The following is a 23,145-nucleotide window of genomic DNA, read 5'->3' on the forward strand; positions in this document are numbered from 1 at the left end:
CAATCTCTCTGAATCCGCCAATCCGATTCAGGGAGGTTTTTTATGTCTAGGGAATCCAGCGGTTCCGCCGTCATGCCCGCCGCTTCCATTCGGGAGTTAATCGGGCCGCTAATCGCCATCATCGTCTCCGTCTTCATGGTCATCTTGGATACCACGGCCGTGAATGTCGCGCTGCCCGTACTGGCTGACGATTTTGGCCGATCGCTATCCGTCGTCCAATGGACGATAACCGGGTATACGCTGGCCCAAGCCGCCGCTATTCCGCTTGCGGGCTGGTTGTCCGATCGGTTCGGGACCAGAAGAGTCATGACCATCTCCCTGATTCTTTTTATCTTGGGGTCTATCCTCTGCGCCTTGGCGTCCAATGCCGAACAACTGATTGCTTTTCGGGTGCTTCAAGGCTTGGGAGGCGGAATGGTCGTTCCCCTCTCCTTCGCCATCACTTATCAGATCAGTCCTCCCCAGAAGGTCGGAAGCATCATGGGGCTGATGGGAATCCCCGTGCTGATGGCACCTGCTATCGGCCCGATCGTCTCCGGCTACCTCGTCGATTACGTCCATTGGCAATGGATCTTCCTGATCAATGTGCCGATCGGCATTGCCGGGGTGCTGCTCTGCGTATGGAAGCTGCCTAAATTCCCGAGGAAGGCTTCCGCTTCGCTCGATCTCTGGGGCGTCGTGCTTGGTCCGTTAGCATTCGCCGGCTTGTCTTACGGCATCAGCGAAGGGGGGAATAGCTGGACCTCGCCAGAGACGATCCTGGGCTTGTCGATCGGGGGAGCCGCTCTGATTGCCTTTGTCATTGCGGAGCTTACGGTCAAGAAGGAGCCTCTCCTCGAGCTTCGGGTGTTCAAGTCGGCCCTCTTCTCTCGAGGGATCGTCGTGCAATGGGTGATGCAGTTCGTCATGTTCGGCCTAATCTTCATGATCCCCTACTTTATGCAGAAGCTTATGGGCATGAGCGCTTTCCACGCCGGACTGTGGGCACTGCCTCAGGCTCTGGCTTCCGCTCTTCTCGTTCCGATAGGAGGACGCCTCTATGACAAGATCGGAGCGCGTCCGCTCGCGGTTGCCGGAATGACCGTCGTCGCCGTCGGGGCTTTCCTGGTCTCTCGAATCGACTCGACGGATAACGTCTGGTACTTCTTTCTCCCCCGGGCCATGGTAGGCATGGGAATGGGAATGAGCTTCCTGGCCCTCAATACGTACCTGATCCAATCCGCGCCCCGGAAGCTGGTCGGACGGGTGACTTCGCTGACAAGCGCGGCCCAACAGGTCGTCACGTCGTTCGCGGTCGCCGGACTGACGACCATTATCGCGAATCGGACGGCCCATTATATCGCCCAAGGGGTGAATCCGATGCCGGATGCGATGAACCGCGCGTTCCATAACGCGTATCTACTCTTGTCCGGGCTGGCTCTGGTCGGCGTCGTTCTGGCGCTGACGCTGCGGAAGCTGCGGATCGCCAAGGACGACGCGGAAGACCCGGCGGCCCGGCAAGCGAGCGGCGAAAGCGCGATGATGGGGGGATGACGGGACTCCCGAGTCGATAAACCCGATTCAGCTTTGACCGGGCTTATACCGATCGGAACGATTGCGAAATATGGATAATCATGGTAAAATTATCCTAACGATCACACACGGAAGCACCGTGCCTGCAGAGAGTTTCTTTCTGCATGCAGCGGTGCTTTTTGCATTCTAGGGCGTATAAGGAGGGAGCCTGTTATCGATAAGAAGAGACTTCCCGGCCGAATCACGGAGGAATGGCTCGCGGAAGCGTTCGCTCCGCTTGCGTGTTATCTCGGGAAGCATCACCCCGAGGAAGCCGACCGAATCGCGGAATATCTCATGTTCATGAACAATGAAGAGGGACTTTACCTGTACAAGAATCGACTCTCTAGAGCGGAGATCGCTTTCGATGAGGAGGGAGAGCTGCTTTATTGCCAAGAATCCGCGTTGACGTATCGCTATTCCTGGTCGCCCGATGATGAGGAAGAAGTGTGCGCGTCGTCGGAAGAGCCTCTCGTTCGCGAGCAAGCGGACGAATGGCTTCGACGCAGTCTTAGTTCATCTATGCAGAAGAGCTACGGGGATGCGATACGACGGTTCCTGCAGACGCTCTGGGGACCGCTGACGGATTATCGGTTCGAAAGCCTGAAACCGGACAGCCCTGTCCGGACGCTATCCGCGAATCCTTCGCTCTATCTTTATTGGGATAAACCTCCGTTACGCCTTGCGTTCGAATTCCTGTCCCCGGGCGCCAATGAGTCGAATAAGCGGGGGGAATTGCGAAGGCGAAGGGAACTGGTCTCCGCGAATGGCTGGACCGTAATCCCCCTCACGCGAGAGGCTTTGGAGCGCCACCTTCCCATCCTGAGGGAGCAGCTGCGCCTCAAGCTGAAGTAGGCGGACTTGCTTAGGAAACCGAAGGATTGAGGTCTTCGCGAAGGCGCTTCAGCGCGTCTTCCAGGGTGCCCTCTACGATCGTAACGGGCACGGAGAGCATCAGGTTTATCGGCAGATCGAAGTTCTCGACGGTCATCCCGTCCTTATGCAATCCGGTAGCCGGGTCGATGTCCGGGTGAAGCCTCTCCTCCATGGTTCGGCGGTCGGTTACGAAGCCGTACAGCTTCTTGCCGAGACCGTAGGCCAAGCCGCACTCGAAGACGGTGCCGGAGTCGGGCTCGGACCCGCGGAAGGGGTTCAGGTTGGCGATGACGATGTCGGCCCGGTTCACCAGCCTGACGTTGCCTTCGAAGATCGCCGTTGCGGTCTCGTGCTTGGTGGGCTGGGGCTTGATGTCCTTGTCCAGGGGGAAGATGCCTTCGAAGCCGTATTCGTCGCACAGCCGCTTCATGCGAATGCCGGTCTCGACCGCGTCGGGCCGGAACACCTCGAAGCCCGCCATATAAATTTTAAGCCGCGGGGTTGCCGCCTTGTTGTCGTTCATCGTTCGGTACTCCTTCGCTGTGTGATTCGGTTCTATTATAAGGCGGACGGCTGCGGTTTTCACCTGAGAAGAGAAGAAGAAGCCAATAATATGGAATGGGGAAGTATAAAAGATCACGCAGATGGGTATGTTACTAAGGTTGCCGTAACGGGGGGCTTCTCTTCAGGGATGTCTTGTGGGAATCCCCAGAAATTTTACAGTTGCAATACCTCGAATGCTTCTGTTATACTTCATGAAGAATGCAGAACCGTGAGAAGTTCGGTATTCGGCAAGATCTTTGATATGCTCGATATAGTAGATGACACGGAATTCACATAACGTAAAGGGTTATCATTACGGGATGTAACCTTTTACCCTATGTGAATTTTTTATTTCTTAGATGAGAATAAAAAAGATCATGTAAATTTAATTTTTGGAGGAATTCCAACATGCAAACAGGAACAGTTAAGTGGTTCAACGCTGAGAAGGGCTATGGCTTCATCGAAGTTGAAGGCGGAAACGATGTATTCGTTCACTTCAGCGCTATCGTAGGCGACGGCTTCAAGACTCTTGACGAAGGCCAACGCGTTGAATTCAACGTTGTTTCCGGCGCTCGCGGTCCGCAAGCTGAGAACGTTGTTAAGCTGTAATTTGCGATTTCAAGAAAGCTTCTGACTTGGTCAGGAGCTTTTTTCTTTTTCTGGGCACCCTAGGATCGAGGAGGGATAGCTATGTATTCGAGGAAAAAAACGTTCGAGGAGCTCCCGCAAGAGGAGACCGCGATCTGGCAGTGCACGAACGGAGATTGCAAAGGGTGGATGCGCGATAATTTCGCTTTCGAGAGCGAGCCGTTATGCGTTCTTTGCCATTCTCCGATGACAAGCGGCACGAGAATGCTGCCTCAACTGGCGAATGTAAACCATTCGAAGTCCCTTAAGATGGGGGTTCGGATCTGACGATCCGGAATCCTGGATGTACAGAAAAACCATGGCTCGGCGGAAGCTTTCCCCCGAAACCATGGTTTCTGTCGTTTAAAGGATAGGAATTCAGAAACGAGCCGCCCAGACGCAGACGGGCTTCGATACGGCAACGGAATGCCCGGTGAAGCTTAGCTTTCCTGTCTCCGGGTCCATCGTAAACACCGCCAGATTGTTCGTGTCCCGATTGGCGGCGATCAGGTACCGGGTGCCCGGCACGATGGAGAAGTGGCGGGGGTGCTTGCCCTCCACGCCGGCATATTCAATCAAGCTAAGCTTGCCGGATTCCCCATCGATCGAGTAAACGGCGATGCTGTCATGACCGCGGTTCGAGCCGTACAGGAATCTGCCGTTCTCGGAGATGGCGATCTCCGCGGTGGTGTTCTCCCCTTCGAAGCCTTCCGGCAGCGTGGAGACGTTCTGGAACGAATGAAGAGCTCCCGCTTCGGCATCGTAGGCGAAGGCCGTCACCGAGGAATCCACTTCGTTGATGACGTAGGCGAACTTCCCGTTCGGATGGAACGCCAGGTGGCGGGGACCCGCTCCGGGGTGGAGCTCCGTCTCGCCGTGAAGAACCAGACGGTCATCCTGGAGCGTATAAGCGAAGATGCGATCGAGGCCGAGGTCGCAAACGAACAGATAACGGCCGTCCGGGCTGTAGAACGAGGAATGCGGGTGCGGCCGGTCCTGCCGTTCGGGATGAGCCCCGTGCCCGACGTGCTGCTGCTCGTTCAGGAGGGAGCCGATGCGCCCTTCATCGGTTAAGCCGGTCAAGCTCACCGTGCCCTTGTGGTAGCTGGTGAGGGTCAAATACCGTTCATCCGGGCTCAACTGAATGTGGCAGGTCGGCCCCGTCGAGGCGAGGGCGCGACTTGTCTCCCCAAGCGTGCCCGCGGCCGGGTCGATGGCGAACAGGACGGCTTCGCTTACCTTGCCGCCTTCGGCCGTCGATGCCTCCGCGAGGGCGTACAGGCGGCGCTTGTCCGCGTTCAGGCGCAGGAACGTCGGGTTCTTATAGCCGGATGCCTGGTCGAGCGGCGACAGCGTGCCGTCGGCTTCGTTGAAGAGATAGGAATAGATGCCGCTTCCGTCTTCCTCCGCATAGGAGCCGACGAATACGAGAATTCGTTCGTTTAATGTCGTCAAGGTCGATGTCCCCTGTCTTCGGTAAGGATATGTTGATCGAATATTCCCATTGTATCCTTCCGGAGGAACGCTGTAAAATCATCCTCGGGAGCTAATCGGCAGCAAGAGACGGTACGAATTCTACTTTCCAAGATTTGGACTGACGATGCGACTTGTTCCGGTAGTGGGTTCATATAGTATGATGAGAGAATATTAGATAGGGAAAGAGTCGAAGGCATGATCGAACAACTAGAACAAACCAAAACGCGGATTCAATTGCTCGCGGAGAGCAACCGCTCGAAGATCGGCCAAGGGATTCGCAAGCCGAGATTCCGCAAGCCGAAGAACTGGACCGTTCAGAACCGGATTCTGATGGCCATTCTTATCGCCGAAGACGTGAAGCTGTCGGAGCTTGCCGAGCTCGTCGGAGTCGCCCCGCGCACGGTAGCGGCCTGGATCTACGAGGGCGTGTACCCGACGGAGGAGCATCGCGCCTTCATCGCTCACCGGTTCGGTCTGCCTCAGACCGTCTTGTTCTATCCGGATACGGAATGGGGACGTCTGGAGGGAGACGATTCCGGCAAGTTCTACAAGAGAGCGTTGCTTGGAGCGAAGAAAAACCGGATCCTGGCCGGATTGTTCGCCGTTCATGGGATCTCGCCGGCGGCCTTCAGCCGCAAGCAGGGAGTGTCCCCGGGAACGACGAGAAAGTACATGCATGCCGGGGCGATGCCGGAACCTACATACCGGACGATGTTCAGCGAGTACTTCGGCCTTCCGGAAGAGATTCTGTTCTATGAAGCCGGAGACCGCAAGGATGAAGCCGCGAGAACGAAACCGGACAACGAAGCCTAACGAAGCCGGACAACGAAGCCTAAGAACCGGCATCCGAAACGGAGCAGGAGGAATCCTGCTTCGTTTTTTTTGGCAAGGTAGGGCAAACTATGAAGCGACTCGAGAACGCGGCGGCGTTCGGCGGCATCAACTAGTGGCAGAGACGAACGACCAGCGAGGCAGGTGAGCGGTTCCCATGAAGCTCGGAGAGAATGAGGCGGCGCGCGAGCTGATGGCTCGCCTGATCGAGATGCTTCGGCTTGAAGCGGAGGAAGAAGCGGCTCTGCTCGGAGCTTGCGGCGAGAAGGGAACGCCTTGCGATCCCGTCTCCGAGGAGCCTCCCGAACGGGCTTCATCGCCCATGCCGGCGCTTGCCGACGGGCTGCCCTCGGAGTGGATCCGAATGATCAGCCGCGCTTTGTCCCGGTCCTGCCCCGGCGGCCAGGTGTCGATCCTGCTCGGCGGCCGGCAAGCAAACGGGCTGCACGCTCTCGTTATCGCGGAGCTGGAGAAGGAGTGGAAGGAGAGCGTTGCTCACGCTTCTGGAGAGAACGCTTCGGAAGCTGATCGCGCTTCGAGAATGCCGGAAGAGGAAGCGGGGGCGCCTGCGGGAGCGGGCTCCATCGAAGTAGATAGCGTAGCCGGGTTGGGAACGACGTTCACCATTCATCTTCCGGAGGAGTAATCGCAGTCCTTCCGTGACCGGAGGTGGAAGAGGGTAATCAGACTACGCACATTGGCGGAATTGAGTGACCGTAGGCGGAAGAAGGCATTCAGACTACGCACATTGGCGGGAATGCACAACGGCAGGCGGAAGAGAGTAATCGGCAAGAAGACGCACAACGGCGATCGGCGCCGTAGGGCGTCTTTTTTTGCATTCGCCATAATTTCCTTTTTTGCCACTTCGCGTGTGACGCGAATCACATTGGCCGCGACGGCTCTCCCTATATAATGATCGCGATAAGAGGGGAGGCCAAAACGTGGGAGCAGTGGATTTGGCAAGATGGCAGTTCGGCATTACAACGGTGTATCACTTCTTGTTCGTACCGTTATCGATAGGGCTTGCTTACCTGATCGCGTTCATGCAGACGCTGTACGTCGTCAAGAAGGACGATAAGTACAAGGCGATGGCCAAGTTCTGGGGCAAGCTGTTTCTGCTTAACTTCGCGGTCGGCGTCGTGACGGGAATCATGCAGGAGTTCCAGTTCGGGATGAACTGGGCGGATTATTCCCGCTATGTCGGGGCCGTGTTCGGCGGGCCGCTGGCGGTGGAGGCGCTCGTCTCCTTCTTCCTGGAGTCGACCTTCCTGGGCATCTGGATATTCGGCTGGGATAAGCTGCCGAAGAAAGCGCACTTGGCGGCGATCTGGCTCGTCGCGATCGGAGCGACGCTGTCCGCCCTCTGGATTCTGAGCGCGAACTCGTTCATGCAGGAGCCGGTCGGCTTCGAGATCGTGAACGGGCGCGCGGAGATGACCGACTTCTTCGCGCTGCTGGGCAATCCTCAGCTGTGGTCGGAGTTCCCGCACGTCATCTTCGGAGCGCTGTCCACCGGCGCCCTGTTCGTGACCGGAGTGAGCGCCTATAAGCTTCTTCGCAAGAAGCAGACCGAGCAGTTCAAGGCGTCCTTCTCGATCGGGATTATTGTCGCGCTGGTCTCCAGTCTCATGACCGCGATGGCCGGGCACAGCCAGGCCCAGCACCTGATGGAATCCCAACCGATGAAGATGGCCGCGGCCGAAGCGCTATGGGACACGACCGGGGAGCACGCGCCATGGACCGTAATTGCCGGGATCGACTCGGACGGGAAGAAAAACACCTTCTCTTGGGAGATTCCCTACGCGCTCAGCATTCTCTCGTACAACAAGCTGGAAGGCAGCGTGCCGGGAATCAACGAGTTGCAAGCGGAATACGAAGCGAAGTACGGAGAGGGCAATTACATCCCTCCGGTCAAAACGACCTTCTGGAGCTTCCGCATCATGGTGGGCACGGGAGTCTTGATGATTCTGCTAAGCATTTTCGGTACCTACGCCGTTGCCCGCAATCGGCTCGAGAAGTTCCGCCGCTACCTCAAGTGGATGATTCCGGCGATCTCTCTGCCCTTCATCGCGAACAGCTCGGGCTGGATCATGACGGAGGTCGGACGGCAGCCGTGGATCGTGTTCGGCCTGCAGAGAACCGAAGACGGCGTGTCGCCGCTCGTCTCGAAGGGGATGGTGCTGACCTCGCTCATCGGGTTCACCGTCATCTACGGTTTGCTGTTAATCGCGCTCGTCTACCTCATGGTGCACTTCATCCGCAAGGATCCATTGGATTTGGACGGGGACGGAGAAGAGCACGGGCATGGGGCGCCGAAGGCGGAGCCGACGCTCGGAACTCTATAATGGGAGGCGAAACAATCGAATGCTAGAGACGCTATGGTTTATCTTGGTATGCGTTCTGTTCGTCGGCTTCTTCTTCCTGGAAGGCTTCGACTTCGGGGTCGGGATGCTGACGCCGATTCTGGGCAAGACGGACAGGGAGCGGCGCGTTCTGATCAACACGATCGGACCGGTCTGGGACGGCAACGAGGTGTGGCTGATCACGGCTGGCGGCGCGATCTTCGCGGCGTTCCCCGGCTGGTACGCGACGCTGTTCAGCGGCTTTTACATGGCGCTTTTCCTCATGTTGATCGCGCTGATCGGACGGGGAGTCGCTTTCGAATTCCGCAGCAAGCTGGAGAGCGCACGCTGGCGGAAAATGTGGGACATCGTGATTTTCGTCGGAAGCCTTCTGCCTCCGCTGCTGTGGGGCGTCGCGCTGGCGAACCTTATGCGCGGCGTTCCGATCGACGAGAGCACGAATTACGTCGGGACCTTCTGGGACCTGATCTCGGTGTACTCGGTCGCGGCGGGAGCAAGCATCGTGCTGCTATTCCTGCTGCATGGAGCGCTGTTCCTATCCCTTAAGACGGAAGGAGAGATCAAGGAGCGAGCCCGCAAGTTCGCGAACCGGATCGGAGCTTGGACGAGCGCCGTCCTGCTGCTGTTCGTCGTGCTCAGCTACTTCGAGACCGACATGTTCACCCGCAATGGCATCATGCCGGGGATGGTTCCGACGCTGGCGGGCTGCGCGCTTATCTCGGTGCCGTTCTTCCTCAAGGCGGGCCGCGACGGCTGGGCGTTCCTCATGACGGGGGCGACGATCGCCTTGTCGACGATTACCGTGTTCATGGCGCTTTTCCCGCGGGTGATGATCTCCTCCTTGAATCCGGATTGGTCGCTCACGATCCACAACGCGTCTTCCAACGAATACACGCTGAAGGTCATGACGTTCGTCGCGCTCGGCACGGTTCCGCTCGTGATCGCATACCAGGCGTGGACGTATTGGGTGTTCCGCAAGCGGATCAGCGTTCGGGATCACCTGGATTATTAAGATGGTCAAGGGACTGTTCTATCGGGTAAAAGGAGTGCGTCGTCTGTTCGCGGTCAGCGTGCTGCTGGGCATGGCTAGCGGAATTGCGCTCATTCTGGAGTGCGTCTCGATCGCCGATATCGCAAACAGGGCTTTTCTCAAGGGGGAGGCGCTCGCCGAGCTGCTTCCCGCCTTCGCTCTGCTGGCGGTCTGGATCGTGCTTAGGGCCGTTCTGCAGTCGGCGGGAGAGTATGTTTCCTCGCGCATGGCTCTCGGCATCAAGACCGATCTGCGCGGCCGCCTGCTCCGCAAACTGGCGGAGCTCGGCCCTGCGGGAAGCAAGGAAGAGAGCAGCGGAGAGCTGGTCGGAACGGTCTACGAGGGAGTCGAGCAATTGGAGTCCTACCTCTCCCGATACCTTCCCCAGATGGCGCTCTCGATGTTCATTCCGGCGGCCGTCTTCTGCGTCGTGGCCGGATTGGACGGCTTGTCCGCCGTCGTGCTGGCGGTGACGATGCCGCTGCTCGTGCTGTTCATGATCCTGGTGGGCGTTAAGGCGAAGGCCAAAGCCGAGAAGCAGTTCCGGGTGCTCGGACGGCTCGGGGGCCACTTCCTCGATATCGTTCGCGGCTTGCCGACGCTTCGGTTGTTCAACCGAAGCAAGGCGCAGATCGAGATTCTCTCGCGCATCAGCGAGGATTATCGCAAGCAAACGATGGGGACGCTCCGGCTGGCGTTCCTGTCGGCGTTCGTCATGGAGCTGTTCGCTACGCTCAGCACGGCTATCGTCGCCGTTTTCCTCGGGCTTCGGCTGATCGATGGAGGAATCGGCTTCGAGCATGCGTTCCTTGTCCTTCTGCTCACTCCGGAATTCTATCAGCCGGTGAGAGCGCTGGGAACGCAGTTCCATTCGAGCGCGAACGGCGTGTCGGCGGCGAAGCGCATTCTGGCGCTGCTGGACAAAGAGCCCCTGGGCTGGACGGAGCGGGAAGAAGGCAAGGAGCTGGCGGCGAGTCCGGCGGGATACCGGATCGAGTTCCGGAACGTTAGCGTTCGTTATCCGGGGGCGGAACGCGATGCCCTGTCGGAGGTCAGCTTCGCCGTTGAGCCGGGAGAACGGCTGATCATCGCGGGGCCGACGGGCTCGGGCAAAAGCACGGTGCTGGACCTGATCCAGGGTTATATCCGGCCAACGAGCGGCGTCATTCTCATCGACGGAACGGATCTGGCGGAGCTGTCGATCGGCTGGTGGCGCAGCCAGCTGTCCGCCGTAGGGCAGAACCCGAGGCTGTTCGCGGGAACGGTGCGCGACAACATCGCGCTCGGCAGCCCGGACGCCGACGAAGACGAGCTCGCCTCGGCGATTCGCGCGGCGGGAGCAGGGTTCGTCGGCTCGCTCCCACAGGGGATCGATACGCCGCTGGGCGAATCGGTCCGCTTGTCCGGCGGGCAGGCGCAGCGCGTCGCCCTGGCTCGGGCGTTCTTGGGGCGCCAGCCGATGCTGCTCCTCGACGAGCCGACGAACGGGCTTGACCTGGAGTCGGAGGCGCGCCTTCTACGGAAGCTCGACGAACGGCTCGAAGGCCGGATGGCCATCGCCGTTGCCCACCGCTTGCAGATGGCGGAGCAGGCGGACCGCGTGCTCGTCATCTCCGGCGGGCGGGCGGTCGAATTCGGGCGGCCGGAGGAGCTGGAACGCGCCGGCGGCTTGTACGCCGACATGCGCCGGGCCGTGAGAGCGGGAAGCGGGGAAACCTCCGAGAAGGAAGCCGCCGCTGCGAGGAAGGCTTGGGGAGCAGAGCCGACGCCGGAGGTTTGCGAGGCGAAGGGAGCTCCGGCTCCAGCCGCTTTCGGCGCGGAGTCGGCCGTTCTCGCTTCAGCTCCCGCTCCCGCCTCGGTCTCCGCAGCTTCGTTCGATACCTTGAAGCATGTGCTGCAGTTCGTTAAGCCTTACAAGTGGCGAGTCGCTTTCGCCGCGCTCCTTGGGTTCCTGACGATCGCCGCCAATATCGGACTCATGGGCACATCCGGCTACTTGATCGCCAAGGCGGCGCTTCGTCCCGAGACGGTGCTGCTGCTGTGGGTCCCGATTGTCGGGGTTCGCTTCTTCGGCATCTCGCGGGGCGTGATGCGCTATGTCGAACGCCTGGTCTCCCACGATCTGACCTTCCGCATTCTCCATCGCATCCGGGTATGGCTGTACGAGCGCCTTGAACCGAAGGGAGAAGGGCTGCTGGAGCGAAGAAGAAGCGGAGACGTGCTCGGAGCGATGGTGTCCGACATCGAACAGCTGCAGAACTTATATCTGAAGGTGCTGGCTCCGCCGCTCATTGCCGTCCTGACGGGAGCTCTCGGCTTCGTCGTCATGGCGGCGCACGACCTGCGCCTCGCTCTGCTTCTGCTCGGCATGATGCTCCTCGCCGGGATCGGCATCCCTTGGCTGGGTTCCCTTCGCGGCAAGAAGCACGGAGCTGCGCTGGTGAAGGCGAGAGCCAGTCTCTATGCCGACTCCGCGGAGCTGCTTCAAGGGTTAAGAGAGCTGGCCGTATTCGGGCGCACGGGGGAACGGCTTGCCAAGCTGGAAGAGATGCAAGGCCGGCTGGCTAAGCTTCAGAGAGAACATCTGAGGATCAGCTCCTACACGGGAGGAAGCATGCTGGCAGCCGCGCATCTCGCGATGGCGCTAGTGCTCTTCGTCTCGACGTATCTAGCCGGAGAGGGCCGGATCGATCCGGTGGCGATCCCGGCGCTGGCGATGATGGCGCTCGCTTGCTTCGAGGCGATCACTCCGCTTCCGGCAGCCTTCCAGCAGCTTGGCGAGACGCTTGCCTCGGCGGAGCGGTTGTTCCAGCTGGCGGATCAAGAAGCAGGTCGCTCTTCGGCTGGGAAGCCTGTTTCTGATCGAATGCCGGAGCAGCGTATCCAGACGGACGCCGCTGCTCCTGTCGTCGGCCAAGCGTGGGAGGCTCGGATCGAGGGCCTGCGCTTCCGCTATAGCGAAGGCGAACCCGAAGCGCTCCGCGGCCTGACGCTGTCGCTGCGCCAAGGCAAGCGAATCGCCGTCGTCGGCGAGAGCGGCTCCGGCAAGAGCACGCTTCTCCGGCTGCTGCTCGGAGAACGCCCTTACGAGACGGGGTCCATTCGGCTGAACGGCAAGGAGCTTAGGGGAATGTCCGAGGAAGAAATCCATGCTTCGTTCGCGGTCGTCTCGCAGAACGTTCAGCTGTTCAACGCCGCCGCGGCCGCCAACATCAAGCTGGGACGTCCCGAAGCGACGGAAGGCGAGGTGCGCGAGGCTGCCCGATTGGCCCTGCTCGAAGAGACGCTGGATCGCTTGCCGGACGGCTTCGACACCGTCATCGGCGAATGGGGCTCGCGCCTGTCCGGAGGAGAACGGCAGCGGCTTGCCCTGGCTCGGGCGCTGATCCTCCGGACGCCGGCCATTCTGTTCGACGAGCCGGCGACGGGGCTCGATCCGCTGACCGAGCGCGCGTTCCTCCGCAACCTGGACGGCGTCCTCGCGGACAAAGCGATGCTCTGGGTCACCCATCGCCTGACCGGCCTCGACCGCATGGACGAGATCGTCGTGCTGCGCGAGGGCTCGATCGTCGAGAGGGGCAGCCATCACGAGCTGCTTCGCCGGAAGGGCTACTACTATCGCCTCTGGCAGCTGGAATGCGAGCAGAATTGGCTGGAAGCCCTGCAGCATCACGGCGCGGGGGCTTGAGCGATAACAATAAAGAGGAGTTGTTCCGGACGGTCTTTTCGACCGAGGGAACAACTCCTCTTTTCGATCTCCTATGAAAATAGGAGCGTCCTATCCTTAACTCAAGTCCTCATTGCGAATACGCGTCCTATCCTCAACTCAAGTCCTCATTGCGAATATATGCGATTTTTCGAGTATAATTGGCGCAAAATAACGAAAAATCAAAGATTGTATTCGAAAAATCATATACAAATGGTCCGCCTCCCCCAAAACCCCACAGTTATATATGAAATTTCATATACAATGACCATAATTAACTAATTTAAGCGAAATGTATTCGAAAATTCGAATACAATCGCTAACCCGATCTCGGCAAGACAGGGCTGCCCTTACACCCTTTCCCCTTTTCCCCGCAGCATGCCCCTCTTGCCCCGCTGCACCCCGCTGCCCCGTCTCTTAAGAGCCGTAGAGAACTGAATAGAAGTACGGCTGATCGAATTCCGAAGGACATCGCGGAACACGAAGGCCGCTACGTTGTTGTAGTTGAGGTAGAAGTCCGACAGGTCGTCGTTGGGGAATTGAACGATGCGAAGCTTGAATACGGGATAAACGTAAATCTTAGCGAAGATCGCCTTCGTCGAAACGAAGCAGAAGAGCTTGTTGGAGCGGAAGGCGGTACGATAAAGCTTCGCGATCTGCAAGGGCGTCAGGCTTCCGGCGATGGGGCTTACGGATTGTCCGTCCGATGTCCTCACGCGAACGCGGATGCGGAGATTGTCGAGGGTCTTGTTCAGGACGAGGAGCGTAGCCAAAGCTTTTGCTTTCCGCAGTCCCTTGACGGTCAGAGTGACGGAGAATTCGCTTCCGGAGACTTGCCTCAGGGGACCAACCGAGACGAGCGGGTCGACGCCGACGGAATGCTTGATCTCGTTAAAGTAAGTAATTTCCGGCGGAGCCAGGGATACCCGAACTTCCTTGCGCGCGGAAGGCATAGAAGGCGACACCTCTCTTTTCTAACCAATCTATGTAGAAGCAGACGAGCGGGATTGTACTTTCGGCCCAAGGCGTATCGAGTTGGCGCGGGTCCGTTCAAGGACGCGGTTGACAATAACAGGAGTCCTTCCGATAATAGGAGAGCATTCATTCGCCTTTTTGGCGAATATCCCTAATAGTGAAACGAGGCTTCCCAACCTTATGGCTAAACAGACAAACGTCAAGTGGGTTGTCGCCGGGCTTCTTATCGCACTCTTCATCGGGGCGCTGGATGTTACCGTCGTCAGCACCGCGACCAAGGAGATTATCGCCGATCTGCAGGGAACGAGCCTGTTCAGCTGGGTCTTCACGATCTACACGCTGACGACCTGCGTCACGACTCCCATCTTCGGGAAGCTGACGGACTTGTTCGGGCGGAAAATCGTCTTCATGATCGGTATCGTGTTGTTTATCGTCGGTTCGGTCTTATGCGGAGTCGCTCATTCGATGACCGCTCTGATCTTCTCTCGCGCTATACAAGGGATCGGGGCCGGCGCGCTCAATCCCGTCTGCTTCACGATCGTCGCCGATCTGTTCACGGGAGAGAAGCGCGGCAAGATGATGGGCGTCTTCGCGTCCGTCTGGTCGATCGCCGGCTTGTTCGGGCCGCTTGTCGGCGGCTACTTCGTCGACCATGTCTCCTGGCGCTGGATCTTCTTCATCAACCTTCCGCTCGGCGTCATCTCGCTCTTCTGCGTCATGACCTTCCTGCACGAGAAGTTCGACCGTCAGAAGAAAGCGATCGATTACGCGGGAGCGGCGACGTTCACGATTGCGATCACCGCGCTGATGTATGCGATCCTGAACGGCGGCGAGCGTTATGCCTGGGATTCGGTCGAGATCCTGTCGCTCTTCGCCGTAAGCTTGGTGTTCCTCGCCTTGTTCCTCTGGATCGAATCCAAGGTGAAGGAGCCGATGATTCCGCTGTTCCTGTTCAAGAATCGCGTGATGAACGTCTCGAATCTGAGCGGCTTCCTCAGCTTCTCGGTCTCCACGGGCGTGTCGATCTACGCGCCGCTCTGGATTCAATCCGTGCAGGGACACACGGCGACGGAATCGGGCTTGCTCGTCATGTCGATGACGCTCGGGTGGCCGCTGGCCGCCAATCTGGTCGGCCGCTACATGTACCGCTTGGGCATCAAGGCAAGCGTCGTCTTCGGCGCTAGCGTCGTTCTGGGCGGAGCGGTCTGGCTCGCGTCCATGGCCGCGGATTCGCCTTCCTGGTTCTGGATCGGCATTATGGCGATCATCGGCTTCGGCATGGGCTTCTGCACCACTCCCGCCACCGTCATGATCCAGTCGTCCGTCGGCTGGGAGACGAGAGGAGTCGCGACGTCGACCAACTCGCTGCTTCGCTCGCTCGGCCAGACGATCGGCGTGGCGGTGTTCGGGACGATCTTCAATCAATACGTTCTGTCCGACGGGTCCGCGAACGGGCTCGTGAACGGCATGCAATCGGTCTTCCTGCTTATGCTCGCGATCGCCGCGGCGCATCTGGCGACGGTCCTCTTCCTGCCGCCGCACAAGAAGGTCATGGCCAGCCAAGTGTCATAAGCCGGCTTAGGCAGCCTGGAACGAAACAAAAGAAGAAGCGCTCCAAGTGCTCGCGTCGGCGAACTTCTTGGAGCGCTTCTTTTCTACGCGGATTAGTGCCCTTCCGCTTCTTTATCGTTCGACAGCCCCGTGATCTCGAACAGCTTGAACAGCAGGCTCATCACGATGGCGACAACGGTCGCGAGTCCCATGCCGGACAAGGTGAAATCGCCGGATTCGATCTTGACTCCGCTAAGCCCCGTCACGAGAACGACCGTCGTGAGGAACAGGTTGGACGGCTTGCTGTAGTCGACCTTCGACTCGACGAGCATCCGGAAGCCGGAAGCCGCGATGACGCCGAACAGGAGCAAGGAGACGCCGCCCATGACCGGAACCGGGATGTTCGAGACAAGCGCCGAGAACTTCCCGAAGAAGGAGAGGACGATGGCGATAATCGCCGCCCCGCCGATGACGAACGTGGAGTAGACCTTGGTAATGGCGAGCACGCCGATGTTCTCCCCGTAAGTCGTGTTCGGCGTCGCGCCCAGGAAACCGGACAGGATGGTGGACAAGCCGTTGCCAAGCATGGAGCGGTGCAGGCCGGGATCCTTCGACAGATCCTTGCCGACGATATTGCCGGTGACGACCAAGTGGCCGACGTGCTCGACGACGACGACGAGGGCGGCGGGAAGGATGGTCCAGATCGCAGCCGCTTCGAAGCTCGGGAAGGTGAAGGTAGGAGCGTCCAGCCAGCCTGCGTCGGCAACCGTACCGAACTTAACCTCTCCCATGAGATAAGCGAGCGCGTAGCCGGACACGATGCCGATCAGGATCGGGATGACGCCGAAGAACCCGCGGAACAGCACCGAGCCGAGCACGGTTACGAGCAGCGTGAAGATCGACAGAATGATCGTATTCGTATCCGGAGCCCAGCCCGCCGATTTGTCGCCGATCCAGCCGGACATCTTGGCCGCCGTCGGAATGAGCTCCAGGCCGATGACGGCGACGATGGCGCCCATCGCGGCCGGAGGGAAGACGACGTGAATCCAGTTCGTCCCTGCGGCTTGGACGATAAGAGCTACGATCGTGAAGACGACGCCGGCTGCGACGAACCCGCCAAGAGCAGCGGCATATCCGGCATCCGGCGCCGCATGCGAGCCGATGACCGCGCCGACGGGAGTGAGGAAGGCGAAGCTGGAACCGAGGTAAGCGGGAATCTTGCCTCGGCTGATAAGCAGGTAGAGCAGCGTGCCGATTCCGTTCATCAGGAGACAGATCGACGGATCGACTCCGAGCAGGTTCGGGACGAGCACGGTCGAGCCGAACATCGCGAACAGATGCTGCAGGCTAAGCACGAAGCTTTGGCCGAGCGGGGGTCTTTCATGGACTTGAATGACGCGTTTCACTTTGTGGGAATCCTCCAATAGACGACATGATTTTACAATAAACCCTTGAGGATTATACCCAAGCCGTGGTTAATCTGGCAAGCGCTTTCTATTGGAATTAAACAAGCCTGGACCGCTGGCGTAAGGACGCCGCGTACCAGGCTGGTCGGGGAAAAGGGGGCGCTCCTGAAGTCATTGACTTGCAGGCGCCCCCTGCCGTTTACTTGGCCGGGAAAAGAACCGTTTGAATGGAGTGCGCCGGAATGCTCGCCTCCGCGATCTCCTCGCGGTTGCGCAGGATATAGGGCACTTCTTCGTCCGTCTTGTTCAGCACGACCACGGCGATCGTGCCGTCCGGATTGCGGAAGGCGGTCGTCTGCAGCTTCTCGGTGTACTTGGACGAACCGACGCGCACCGCGCCCGGACGAATGTACTTGCTGAAGTGCCCGATATAATAGTAGGAGCTCTGGAACGTCAGCGTGTCCGTCGTCGTATCGGCGATGATCGGGGCGTCGCAGAAGTTCCCGACGTGATTCGGTCCGCCCTGCTCGTCGAGCACGATGTTCCAGTCCGTCCAGCCGGACATCCAGTTGTTCAGGTTGCCGATGATATCGTGCGCGTAGCGCTCGCCGCTCTTCCAGGAGCCGAGCTGAACGCCGCCCTCGTGGCAGCCTTCGGTGAACACGAGCTTCTTGTCCGGGAAGCGGTCGTGAACGAGGGACAGCGCATCGAAGTGGTCGCCGGAATACCAGTGGAAGCCGATTCCCCAGATGTACTTGGACGCTTCCGCGTCCTCGAAGGCCGCGCGGGCGCGATCGTATACCCGTTCCTTGTTGTGGTCCCACACCATGAGGTGCATGCGGTCCATCAGCCCCGCCCTCTCGAGCTCCGGTCCGAGGTGATCGCGCACGAACGCGGCTTCTTCTTCGGCGGAATAGATGCAGGAATCCCAGATCTGAACGGCTTTCGCTTCGTTCTGCACCGTAAGGCCCCAGATCGGCAGCCCTTCGGCTTCGTACGCCTCGATGAACTTCACGTAATAACGCGCCCAAGCGTCGCGGTATTCCGGCTTGAGCTTGCCGCCGCCGTTCATCTGGCCGTTCGTCTTCATCCAAGCGGGCGGGCTCCAAGGGGAAGCATAGAGCAGGAACGAGTCGCCGGCCGTCTCGGCAGCGCGCTTGATATACGGAATGATGTGCTCCTTATCGTGCGCGATGTTGAAGGTCTTGAGCTCTACGTCTTCGTCCTCGACATGGGTGTAGTTGCCGAGAGAGAAGTCGCAGCTGTTGATATGGGTACGGGCGAGCGAGTAGCCGATGCCCTTCTCGGCGTCGTAGTACGCTTCAATGATCTTGCTGCGGTTCTCTTCGCTGAGCATGGAGGCGGTGATGGCGGAGGCTTCCGTGATGGCGCCGCCGAATCCGATGATCTCTTGGTAGCTGATGTCGTCGTAGACGTTGATCAGCTGGTTCTCCACTTCGTTCGCATCCGGACGGAATGCCGTCGGTGCCAATTCGGTCAGGCGGTCGCCCGCTTGGGACGTCTGAATGATTCGGATCTTTCTTGCCGTCATGGTGGCAGCCCTTCTTTCTTCGTTATTGACCTTATTATAGAAGCGAGATAGGCTTGTCTTGTAGCGACAATATCGTCGAAAATATCAACGATCTGGTCATTGTAAGAAAGGGGAGGCCGTTCTTGAAGAAGATTGAGGTGCAGCTGTGCGATTATTCCAGGCACTTGGAGTTCCGACAGAGCTACCCGGCCGGACTCGATACTTATATCGTTCGCCTGCAGGCGGAAGGAGTCAGCCGAGCGCTGGTCGGAGGGGAGCTGCGGGAGATCGTCCCCGGGGATCTGCTCTTGTTCAAGCCCGGGGAGCCGTATGAGCTGCGGATCGGCGAGACGGAGACGCCGGCCGGCGCCAAGGGTAGCGGGGACTACTTCATCATGTGCCTCGGCGAAGGCATGGACGAGTGGTGGGAGCAGCGTCGTCGTCCGACGAAGTCGCGCATCGCGGAGGACGGCCGGATCAACGCCATCTGGCAGCAGCTGATTCTGGAGCATCGGCGGCTTGGCGGCGGCGACCCCGAGCTGATCACGCTGCTGGCGAGAACGCTGCTGGCGATGCTGGACCGTGCGATCGCGGAGGTGCCGGAAGCCAGATCCGCCGTCGCTCTGCACGCGTTAAGGATGAGAAGCTTCATCGAGAACCACTCCACCGAAGAGCTCAAGCTCGAGGACGTGGCCAGGGATGCCCAGCTCAGCGTCTCCCGGGCCGTCCATCTGTTCAAGGAGCACTTCGGCATCTCGATCATCGCTTATCTGCAGCAGATTCGCCTGGCGCACGCGATGAACCTGCTCGCTTACAGCCAGCTCTCCCTGGAGCAGATCGCCGCCGAATCGGGACTCGGAAGCTATGCCTATCTGCATCGGTTGTTCCGCGCGCGCTACGGTTTATCTCCGGGCGCTTATCGCAAGAAGCATAGGGCAGCTTCGCACGAATGAACGAAGCCGTACCCCGAAGGGGACGGCTAGTCCTAAAATCGTTCGAATGGCGTCAAAGCCGCCCCCCGGTCGCCGACGATTGGATTGTGCTGCCCTCCGGCAGCTTTTTTCATTTGCGCAAAATCTCCGCCATCCCCTCGATCCCCTCCAGGATGCGGGCTTCGTCCACATTGCCGAATCCCATGATGAGCCGATCTTCCAGCCCTCCCTTGGAGATGGCGTACTTCTCGGCGGGATAGACGTGGATCTGGCGCTCCTCCATTCGAGCGACGGTATCGGAGTCGAAGCGGCATCCGGAGAATTCCGCGACCAGATGCAGCCCCGCGGCATCGCCGGAAAGGCGGACCTGGCTGCCGAACCGACGGGACAGGCCATCGATAAGGACATTTCTTCTCTTGCTGTAAATCCGCTTCATGCGGGCGACGTGACGCTCCAGATGGCCTTCGGAGATGAAGCTCGACAGGGTCATTTGAGAGAAGATGGGGCTCTGCGTATCCGCAAGCCGCTTCCATTCGAGCAGAGGAGCAAGCAGTTCATTCGGGACGACCATGTATCCGAGGCGCAAAGCGGGAAAAAGGTTCTTGCTGAAGGTTCCGACATAAACGACGCGCTCCGAATCCAGCTCCCTTAGCGCGCGGACCGGCATTCCGGCATAGCGGAATTCGCTGTCGTAATCGTCTTCGATCACGTAACTTCCGGTTTGGTGGGCGTAATCCAGAAGCTGCAGGCGCCGCCCGATCGGCAGAATGCTGCCCAACGGGAACTGGTGCGACGGCGTGACCAAGACGGCCTTCGGATTCCGATGGCGAGGCAGGGCGTCGACCCGCAAGCCGTGCTCGTCTACGGGAACGGGGAGGATATCGGCGCCCGACGATGCGAAAATATGGCGTATGAAAGAAGCGGTCGGGTCTTCGATGGCGACGGCATCCCCCGGCTTCAATAACAGGCGGGACAGCAAGGAGATCGCTTGGGTAGCCCCGGCGGTTACGATGACCTGGGAAGGATGGCAGGAGATTCCCTTGGTATGCAGCAGGAGGCGGCAGATGTTGGCGCGGAGCGGCGCATAACCGGCGCGGTCCGCCGCATAGCCGAATTCGAAAGAGCTCGCTTTCTCATAGGCGGCGAGAGCGGCGTCCTTCCACTTTCTTCGGGGAATCTGGCTTAAATCCGGGAAGCTTGGGCGAAAATCGATTCTCGGTACGAGGAACGACTCTTTAAGGGAAGGAGCGTCGGCGCAGAGGTCTTCGGATTCATGGATTCGGGCCAACGCCCGATGGCTCTCCCTTAAGTCGACCACATAGGTGCCGGAGCCTTGGCGCCCTTCCAGGTATCCTTCGGCGATCAACTGCTCGAACACTTCCACGATGAGAGCGCGAGAGACTCCGAATTCGCCCGCCAGATCCCGGGTCGAAGGGAGTCTTGCTCCCGGAGCATAGACTCCTTGCAGAATTTTTTCCCGCAGCACCATGTAGATTTGTTTGGTTTTCGTGTTGGCGGCTTGGGGCATCGTTGGCTGGGACATCGAACTCTCCTCCTTCACCTCTATCTAATTGGTATGCACAGAACATCTCCGAAGTGGTACTCAACGATACCAATTTAACATGGTACCATGGGAATTACCAAGGTCAATGTAAAGAGGAAAGGGGGGGAAATCCGATTCCTAATCGCGCGCAGAAGCCCGACTGGCTCATGATCGCGGCGCTGTTTATGGCGTCGCTGAATCTGAGACCTGCGATCAGTTCGATCTCGCCCGTGCTTGAGGGAATCCGGAGCGATCTGGGGATGAATGCCTTCCTCGCCAGCTTGCTGACCGCCATTCCGGTGCTCTGCATGGGCTGTCTCTCTCCGTTATCCGTGCGGCTTAGCCGGCTCATGGGCATGGAACGGAGCATCGCTTGGTCATTGGTTCTGATCGGCGGAGGCACTCTCTTGCGCCTGTTCGCATCTTCTACTGCTTTGTTGCTCCTTACGGCTCTGCTTACGGGAGTCGGAGTGGCGATAATGGGGCCGCTGTTGTCTGGCTTCATCAAGAAACACTTCGCGCGAAGCACTCCTCTGATGATCGCCTTGTACGCAATGGCCCTGTCGCTGGGAGCTACGCTAGGGGCCAGCTTGTCCGCTCCGCTGGATACGGCGTGGCACTCGTGGCAGTCGGCTCTCGCGTTCTGGGCGGTGCTCGCTTTAGCGGCGATTCCGGTATGGGGGAGAGCGGCGAGGGAGTCATCCCATGCTTCGCCTGAAGAGGGGACGGAACGCTCGCCGGAGTCGAAGATGCCGTGGACGAATAAGAAAGCCTGGCTGTTGACGGTCCATTTCGGCTTCATGGCTCTCGTGTTCTATTCGTTATTGGGCTGGCTGCCGCCTATAATGGAGAGCGAAGGCTTCTCGAATCTCGAGGCGGGAATGCTGCTGACTTTGTTCTCCGCGGTTCAGATTCCGAGCGGAATGGTGCTTCAGATGCTTCTGGGGCGGTATCCCTCGCGATTGTTCTGGCTGCTAGCCTCCTCCTCGCTTCAACTCATCGGGCTCGTACTCCTCCTGTATGCCGCGCTGCCATGGCTGGCCGCTCCTTTATGCGGCTTCAGCTCCGGGATGTTGTTTGCGCTTGGAACCATGCTTCCTATTGAAGCCGCTTCGAATCCTCGCGAAGCCGCCTCGTGGGCGGCTATGACGCAGTCGGTCGGATACTTGATCGCGGCTTTGGGTCCGCTCCTGGTCGGTTGGATCAACGATGCGACCCATGAATTCCGACTTGCGATCTTCGGGTTAATTGGGGTTACATTGGGCCTTATGTTCATTCAATGGCGGATTTGGCCGCGCAGACCGAAGGCGATCTTCGGGACATCTTTATAAGAGAAGGGTAGGGACGCATATGAAAATATTCGTAGCAGGATCCACGGGAGCGGTCGGCCGCTTGCTGCTTCCCCGGTTGGTTAGGGCAGGGCATGAAGTCGTCGGCATGACCCATAATCCCGGTCGAACGGAGTTTATTCGCGCTGCCGGAGCGAAAGCGGTCGTGGCGGATGCCTTCGACCGAGAGGCGATCCGGTCGGTTCTGGCGGCCGAGCGGCCGGATGCGGTTATCCATCAGCTCACTTCGTTAAGCGATCGGAACTTTGAAGATAACGCCCGAATAAGGGCGAATGGCACTCGTTATCTGGTAGACGCCGCACTGGAGGCAGGGGTGAAACGAATGATCGCACAGAGCATTGCTTGGGCTTACGAGCCCGGCGACCGACCGGCCACGGAAGAGGTTCCCCTGGATGTGCAAGCTCCCTTGCCGCGTCGATCGACGATCGAAGGAGTCGTCTCTCTCGAGAAGGCCGCAGCCGAGATCCCGAACCATGTCATTCTCCGATACGGCCTATTCTACGGACCCGGAACTTGGTACGAGGCCAACGGACTGATGGCCCGGACGGCAAGGGAGGGCCGGCTACCGGCAACGGATGGAATTCAGTCGTTCCTGCATGTAGAGGATGCGGCGAACGCGGCTCTGCTGGCGCTCGATTGGCCGAGCGGCCCGGTCAATATCGTGGATGACGAGCCTGCGTCCGGAACGGAATGGCTTCCGGTTTATGCGGAGGCCGTGCAGGCTGGCGTACCGGATTACCAGATGGGCCGCAACGGCTGGGAGCGCGGCGCGTCGAATGCCAAAGCGCGGAACGAGTACGGCTGGGTGCCGCTCTATCCGACATGGAGATCGGGATTCTCCGAGCAGGATTAATA

At 59.1% G+C, this 23,145-nt stretch carries 18 protein-coding genes and 2 pseudogenes; 14 read left to right on the forward strand and 6 right to left on the reverse strand.

Going from position 1 to position 23,145, the window contains the following annotated elements:
- The first annotated feature begins 42 nt into the window (after nucleotides 1–42).
- Together ELR57_RS25930 and ELR57_RS25935 are read left to right on the forward strand one after the other, a co-directional pair.
- Entirely contained in the window at nucleotides 43–1,533 is a 1,491-nt protein-coding gene (locus tag ELR57_RS25930) for a DHA2 family efflux MFS transporter permease subunit (protein WP_126962510.1), read from the forward strand.
- Between the two features lie 321 nt (nucleotides 1,534–1,854).
- Nucleotides 1,855–2,406, forward strand: a complete 552-nt coding sequence (locus tag ELR57_RS25935) for a hypothetical protein (RefSeq protein WP_126962512.1) — start codon at nucleotides 1,855–1,857, stop codon at nucleotides 2,404–2,406.
- A 10-nt stretch (nucleotides 2,407–2,416) separates the two neighbouring features.
- On the opposite strand, the gene ELR57_RS25940 is transcribed toward ELR57_RS25935, so the two are convergent.
- The gene (locus ELR57_RS25940) at nucleotides 2,417–2,950 is read right to left on the reverse strand and encodes a nucleoside 2-deoxyribosyltransferase (protein WP_126962514.1); all 534 of its coding nucleotides are present in this window, start codon (nucleotides 2,948–2,950) and stop codon (nucleotides 2,417–2,419) included.
- Between the two features lie 428 nt (nucleotides 2,951–3,378).
- On the opposite strand from ELR57_RS25940, the gene ELR57_RS25945 reads away from it, so the two are divergent.
- Both ELR57_RS25945 and ELR57_RS25950 read left to right on the forward strand, forming a co-directional pair.
- Nucleotides 3,379–3,579 (forward strand): cold-shock protein, encoded by a 201-nt coding sequence (locus ELR57_RS25945; protein ID WP_126962516.1) that lies wholly within the window; start codon nucleotides 3,379–3,381, stop codon nucleotides 3,577–3,579.
- Nucleotides 3,580–3,660: 81 nt separating this feature from the next.
- Nucleotides 3,661–3,885 (forward strand): cold-shock protein, encoded by a 225-nt coding sequence (locus ELR57_RS25950; RefSeq protein ID WP_126962518.1) that lies wholly within the window; start codon nucleotides 3,661–3,663, stop codon nucleotides 3,883–3,885.
- A gap of 90 nt (nucleotides 3,886–3,975) precedes the next feature.
- Here ELR57_RS25950 and ELR57_RS25955 read toward each other — a convergent pair whose 3' ends face one another.
- A complete protein-coding gene (locus ELR57_RS25955) occupies nucleotides 3,976–5,052 on the reverse strand; it encodes a lactonase family protein (RefSeq protein WP_126962520.1) in 1,077 nt (358 codons plus the stop codon).
- 216 nt (nucleotides 5,053–5,268) lie between these two features.
- Here ELR57_RS25955 and ELR57_RS25960 point away from each other — a divergent pair, with 216 nt between their 5' ends.
- The 6 genes and pseudogenes from ELR57_RS25960 to cydC form a co-directional block, all read left to right on the forward strand.
- Nucleotides 5,269–5,886, forward strand: a complete 618-nt coding sequence (locus ELR57_RS25960; protein ID WP_126962522.1) for a helix-turn-helix domain-containing protein — start codon at nucleotides 5,269–5,271, stop codon at nucleotides 5,884–5,886.
- Nucleotides 5,887–6,061: 175 nt separating this feature from the next.
- Nucleotides 6,062–6,550, forward strand: a complete 489-nt coding sequence (locus ELR57_RS25965; protein WP_126962524.1) for a hypothetical protein — start codon at nucleotides 6,062–6,064, stop codon at nucleotides 6,548–6,550.
- A gap of 295 nt (nucleotides 6,551–6,845) precedes the next feature.
- A complete protein-coding gene (locus tag ELR57_RS25970; RefSeq protein WP_126962526.1) occupies nucleotides 6,846–8,249 on the forward strand; it encodes a cytochrome ubiquinol oxidase subunit I in 1,404 nt (467 codons plus the stop codon).
- Nucleotides 8,250–8,268: 19 nt separating this feature from the next.
- Nucleotides 8,269–9,279, forward strand: coding sequence for a cytochrome d ubiquinol oxidase subunit II (gene cydB, locus ELR57_RS25975; protein ID WP_126962528.1), 1,011 nt, complete (start codon nucleotides 8,269–8,271; stop codon nucleotides 9,277–9,279).
- Between the two features lies 1 nt (nucleotide 9,280).
- A pseudogene (gene cydD, locus ELR57_RS28745) lies at nucleotides 9,281–10,894 on the forward strand (thiol reductant ABC exporter subunit CydD); the annotation flags it as partial.
- Nucleotides 10,895–11,194: 300 nt separating this feature from the next.
- Nucleotides 11,195–12,985 (forward strand): annotated as a pseudogene (cydC, locus tag ELR57_RS28750) (thiol reductant ABC exporter subunit CydC); the annotation flags it as partial.
- Nucleotides 12,986–13,353: 368 nt separating this feature from the next.
- Here cydC and ELR57_RS25985 read toward each other — a convergent pair.
- Nucleotides 13,354–13,956: a hypothetical protein gene (locus tag ELR57_RS25985; RefSeq protein WP_126962531.1), complete on the reverse strand. Its 603-nt coding sequence runs from the start codon at nucleotides 13,954–13,956 to the stop codon at nucleotides 13,354–13,356.
- 202 nt (nucleotides 13,957–14,158) lie between these two features.
- On the opposite strand from ELR57_RS25985, the gene ELR57_RS25990 reads away from it, so the two are divergent.
- Nucleotides 14,159–15,550 (forward strand): MDR family MFS transporter, encoded by a 1,392-nt coding sequence (locus tag ELR57_RS25990; RefSeq protein ID WP_126962533.1) that lies wholly within the window; start codon nucleotides 14,159–14,161, stop codon nucleotides 15,548–15,550.
- Nucleotides 15,551–15,642: 92 nt separating this feature from the next.
- Here the strand turns inward: ELR57_RS25990 and uraA are convergent, their stop codons facing one another.
- Together uraA and ELR57_RS26000 are read right to left on the reverse strand one after the other, a co-directional pair.
- Entirely contained in the window at nucleotides 15,643–16,935 is a 1,293-nt protein-coding gene (gene uraA, locus ELR57_RS25995) for a uracil permease (RefSeq protein ID WP_126962535.1), read from the reverse strand.
- Nucleotides 16,936–17,134: 199 nt separating this feature from the next.
- A complete protein-coding gene (locus tag ELR57_RS26000) occupies nucleotides 17,135–18,487 on the reverse strand; it encodes a glycoside hydrolase family 30 protein (protein ID WP_126962537.1) in 1,353 nt (450 codons plus the stop codon).
- 122 nt (nucleotides 18,488–18,609) lie between these two features.
- Here ELR57_RS26000 and ELR57_RS26005 point away from each other — a divergent pair, with 122 nt between their 5' ends.
- Nucleotides 18,610–19,419: a helix-turn-helix domain-containing protein gene (locus tag ELR57_RS26005; RefSeq protein ID WP_126962539.1), complete on the forward strand. Its 810-nt coding sequence runs from the start codon at nucleotides 18,610–18,612 to the stop codon at nucleotides 19,417–19,419.
- Between the two features lie 109 nt (nucleotides 19,420–19,528).
- On the opposite strand, the gene pdxR is transcribed toward ELR57_RS26005, so the two are convergent.
- A complete protein-coding gene (pdxR, locus tag ELR57_RS26010; RefSeq protein WP_126962541.1) occupies nucleotides 19,529–20,941 on the reverse strand; it encodes a MocR-like pyridoxine biosynthesis transcription factor PdxR in 1,413 nt (470 codons plus the stop codon).
- Nucleotides 20,942–21,108: 167 nt separating this feature from the next.
- Between pdxR and ELR57_RS26015 the strand changes: the two genes are divergently transcribed.
- Together ELR57_RS26015 and ELR57_RS26020 are read left to right on the forward strand one after the other, a co-directional pair.
- Entirely contained in the window at nucleotides 21,109–22,272 is a 1,164-nt protein-coding gene (locus tag ELR57_RS26015; RefSeq protein WP_126962543.1) for an MFS transporter, read from the forward strand.
- Nucleotides 22,273–22,291: 19 nt separating this feature from the next.
- Nucleotides 22,292–23,143: an NAD-dependent epimerase/dehydratase family protein gene (locus ELR57_RS26020; protein ID WP_126962545.1), complete on the forward strand. Its 852-nt coding sequence runs from the start codon at nucleotides 22,292–22,294 to the stop codon at nucleotides 23,141–23,143.
- The last annotated feature ends 2 nt before the right edge of the window (nucleotides 23,144–23,145 follow it).

This window comes from Cohnella sp. AR92 (assembly GCF_003990975.1).
Classification (GTDB): domain Bacteria; phylum Bacillota; class Bacilli; order Paenibacillales; family Paenibacillaceae; genus Cohnella.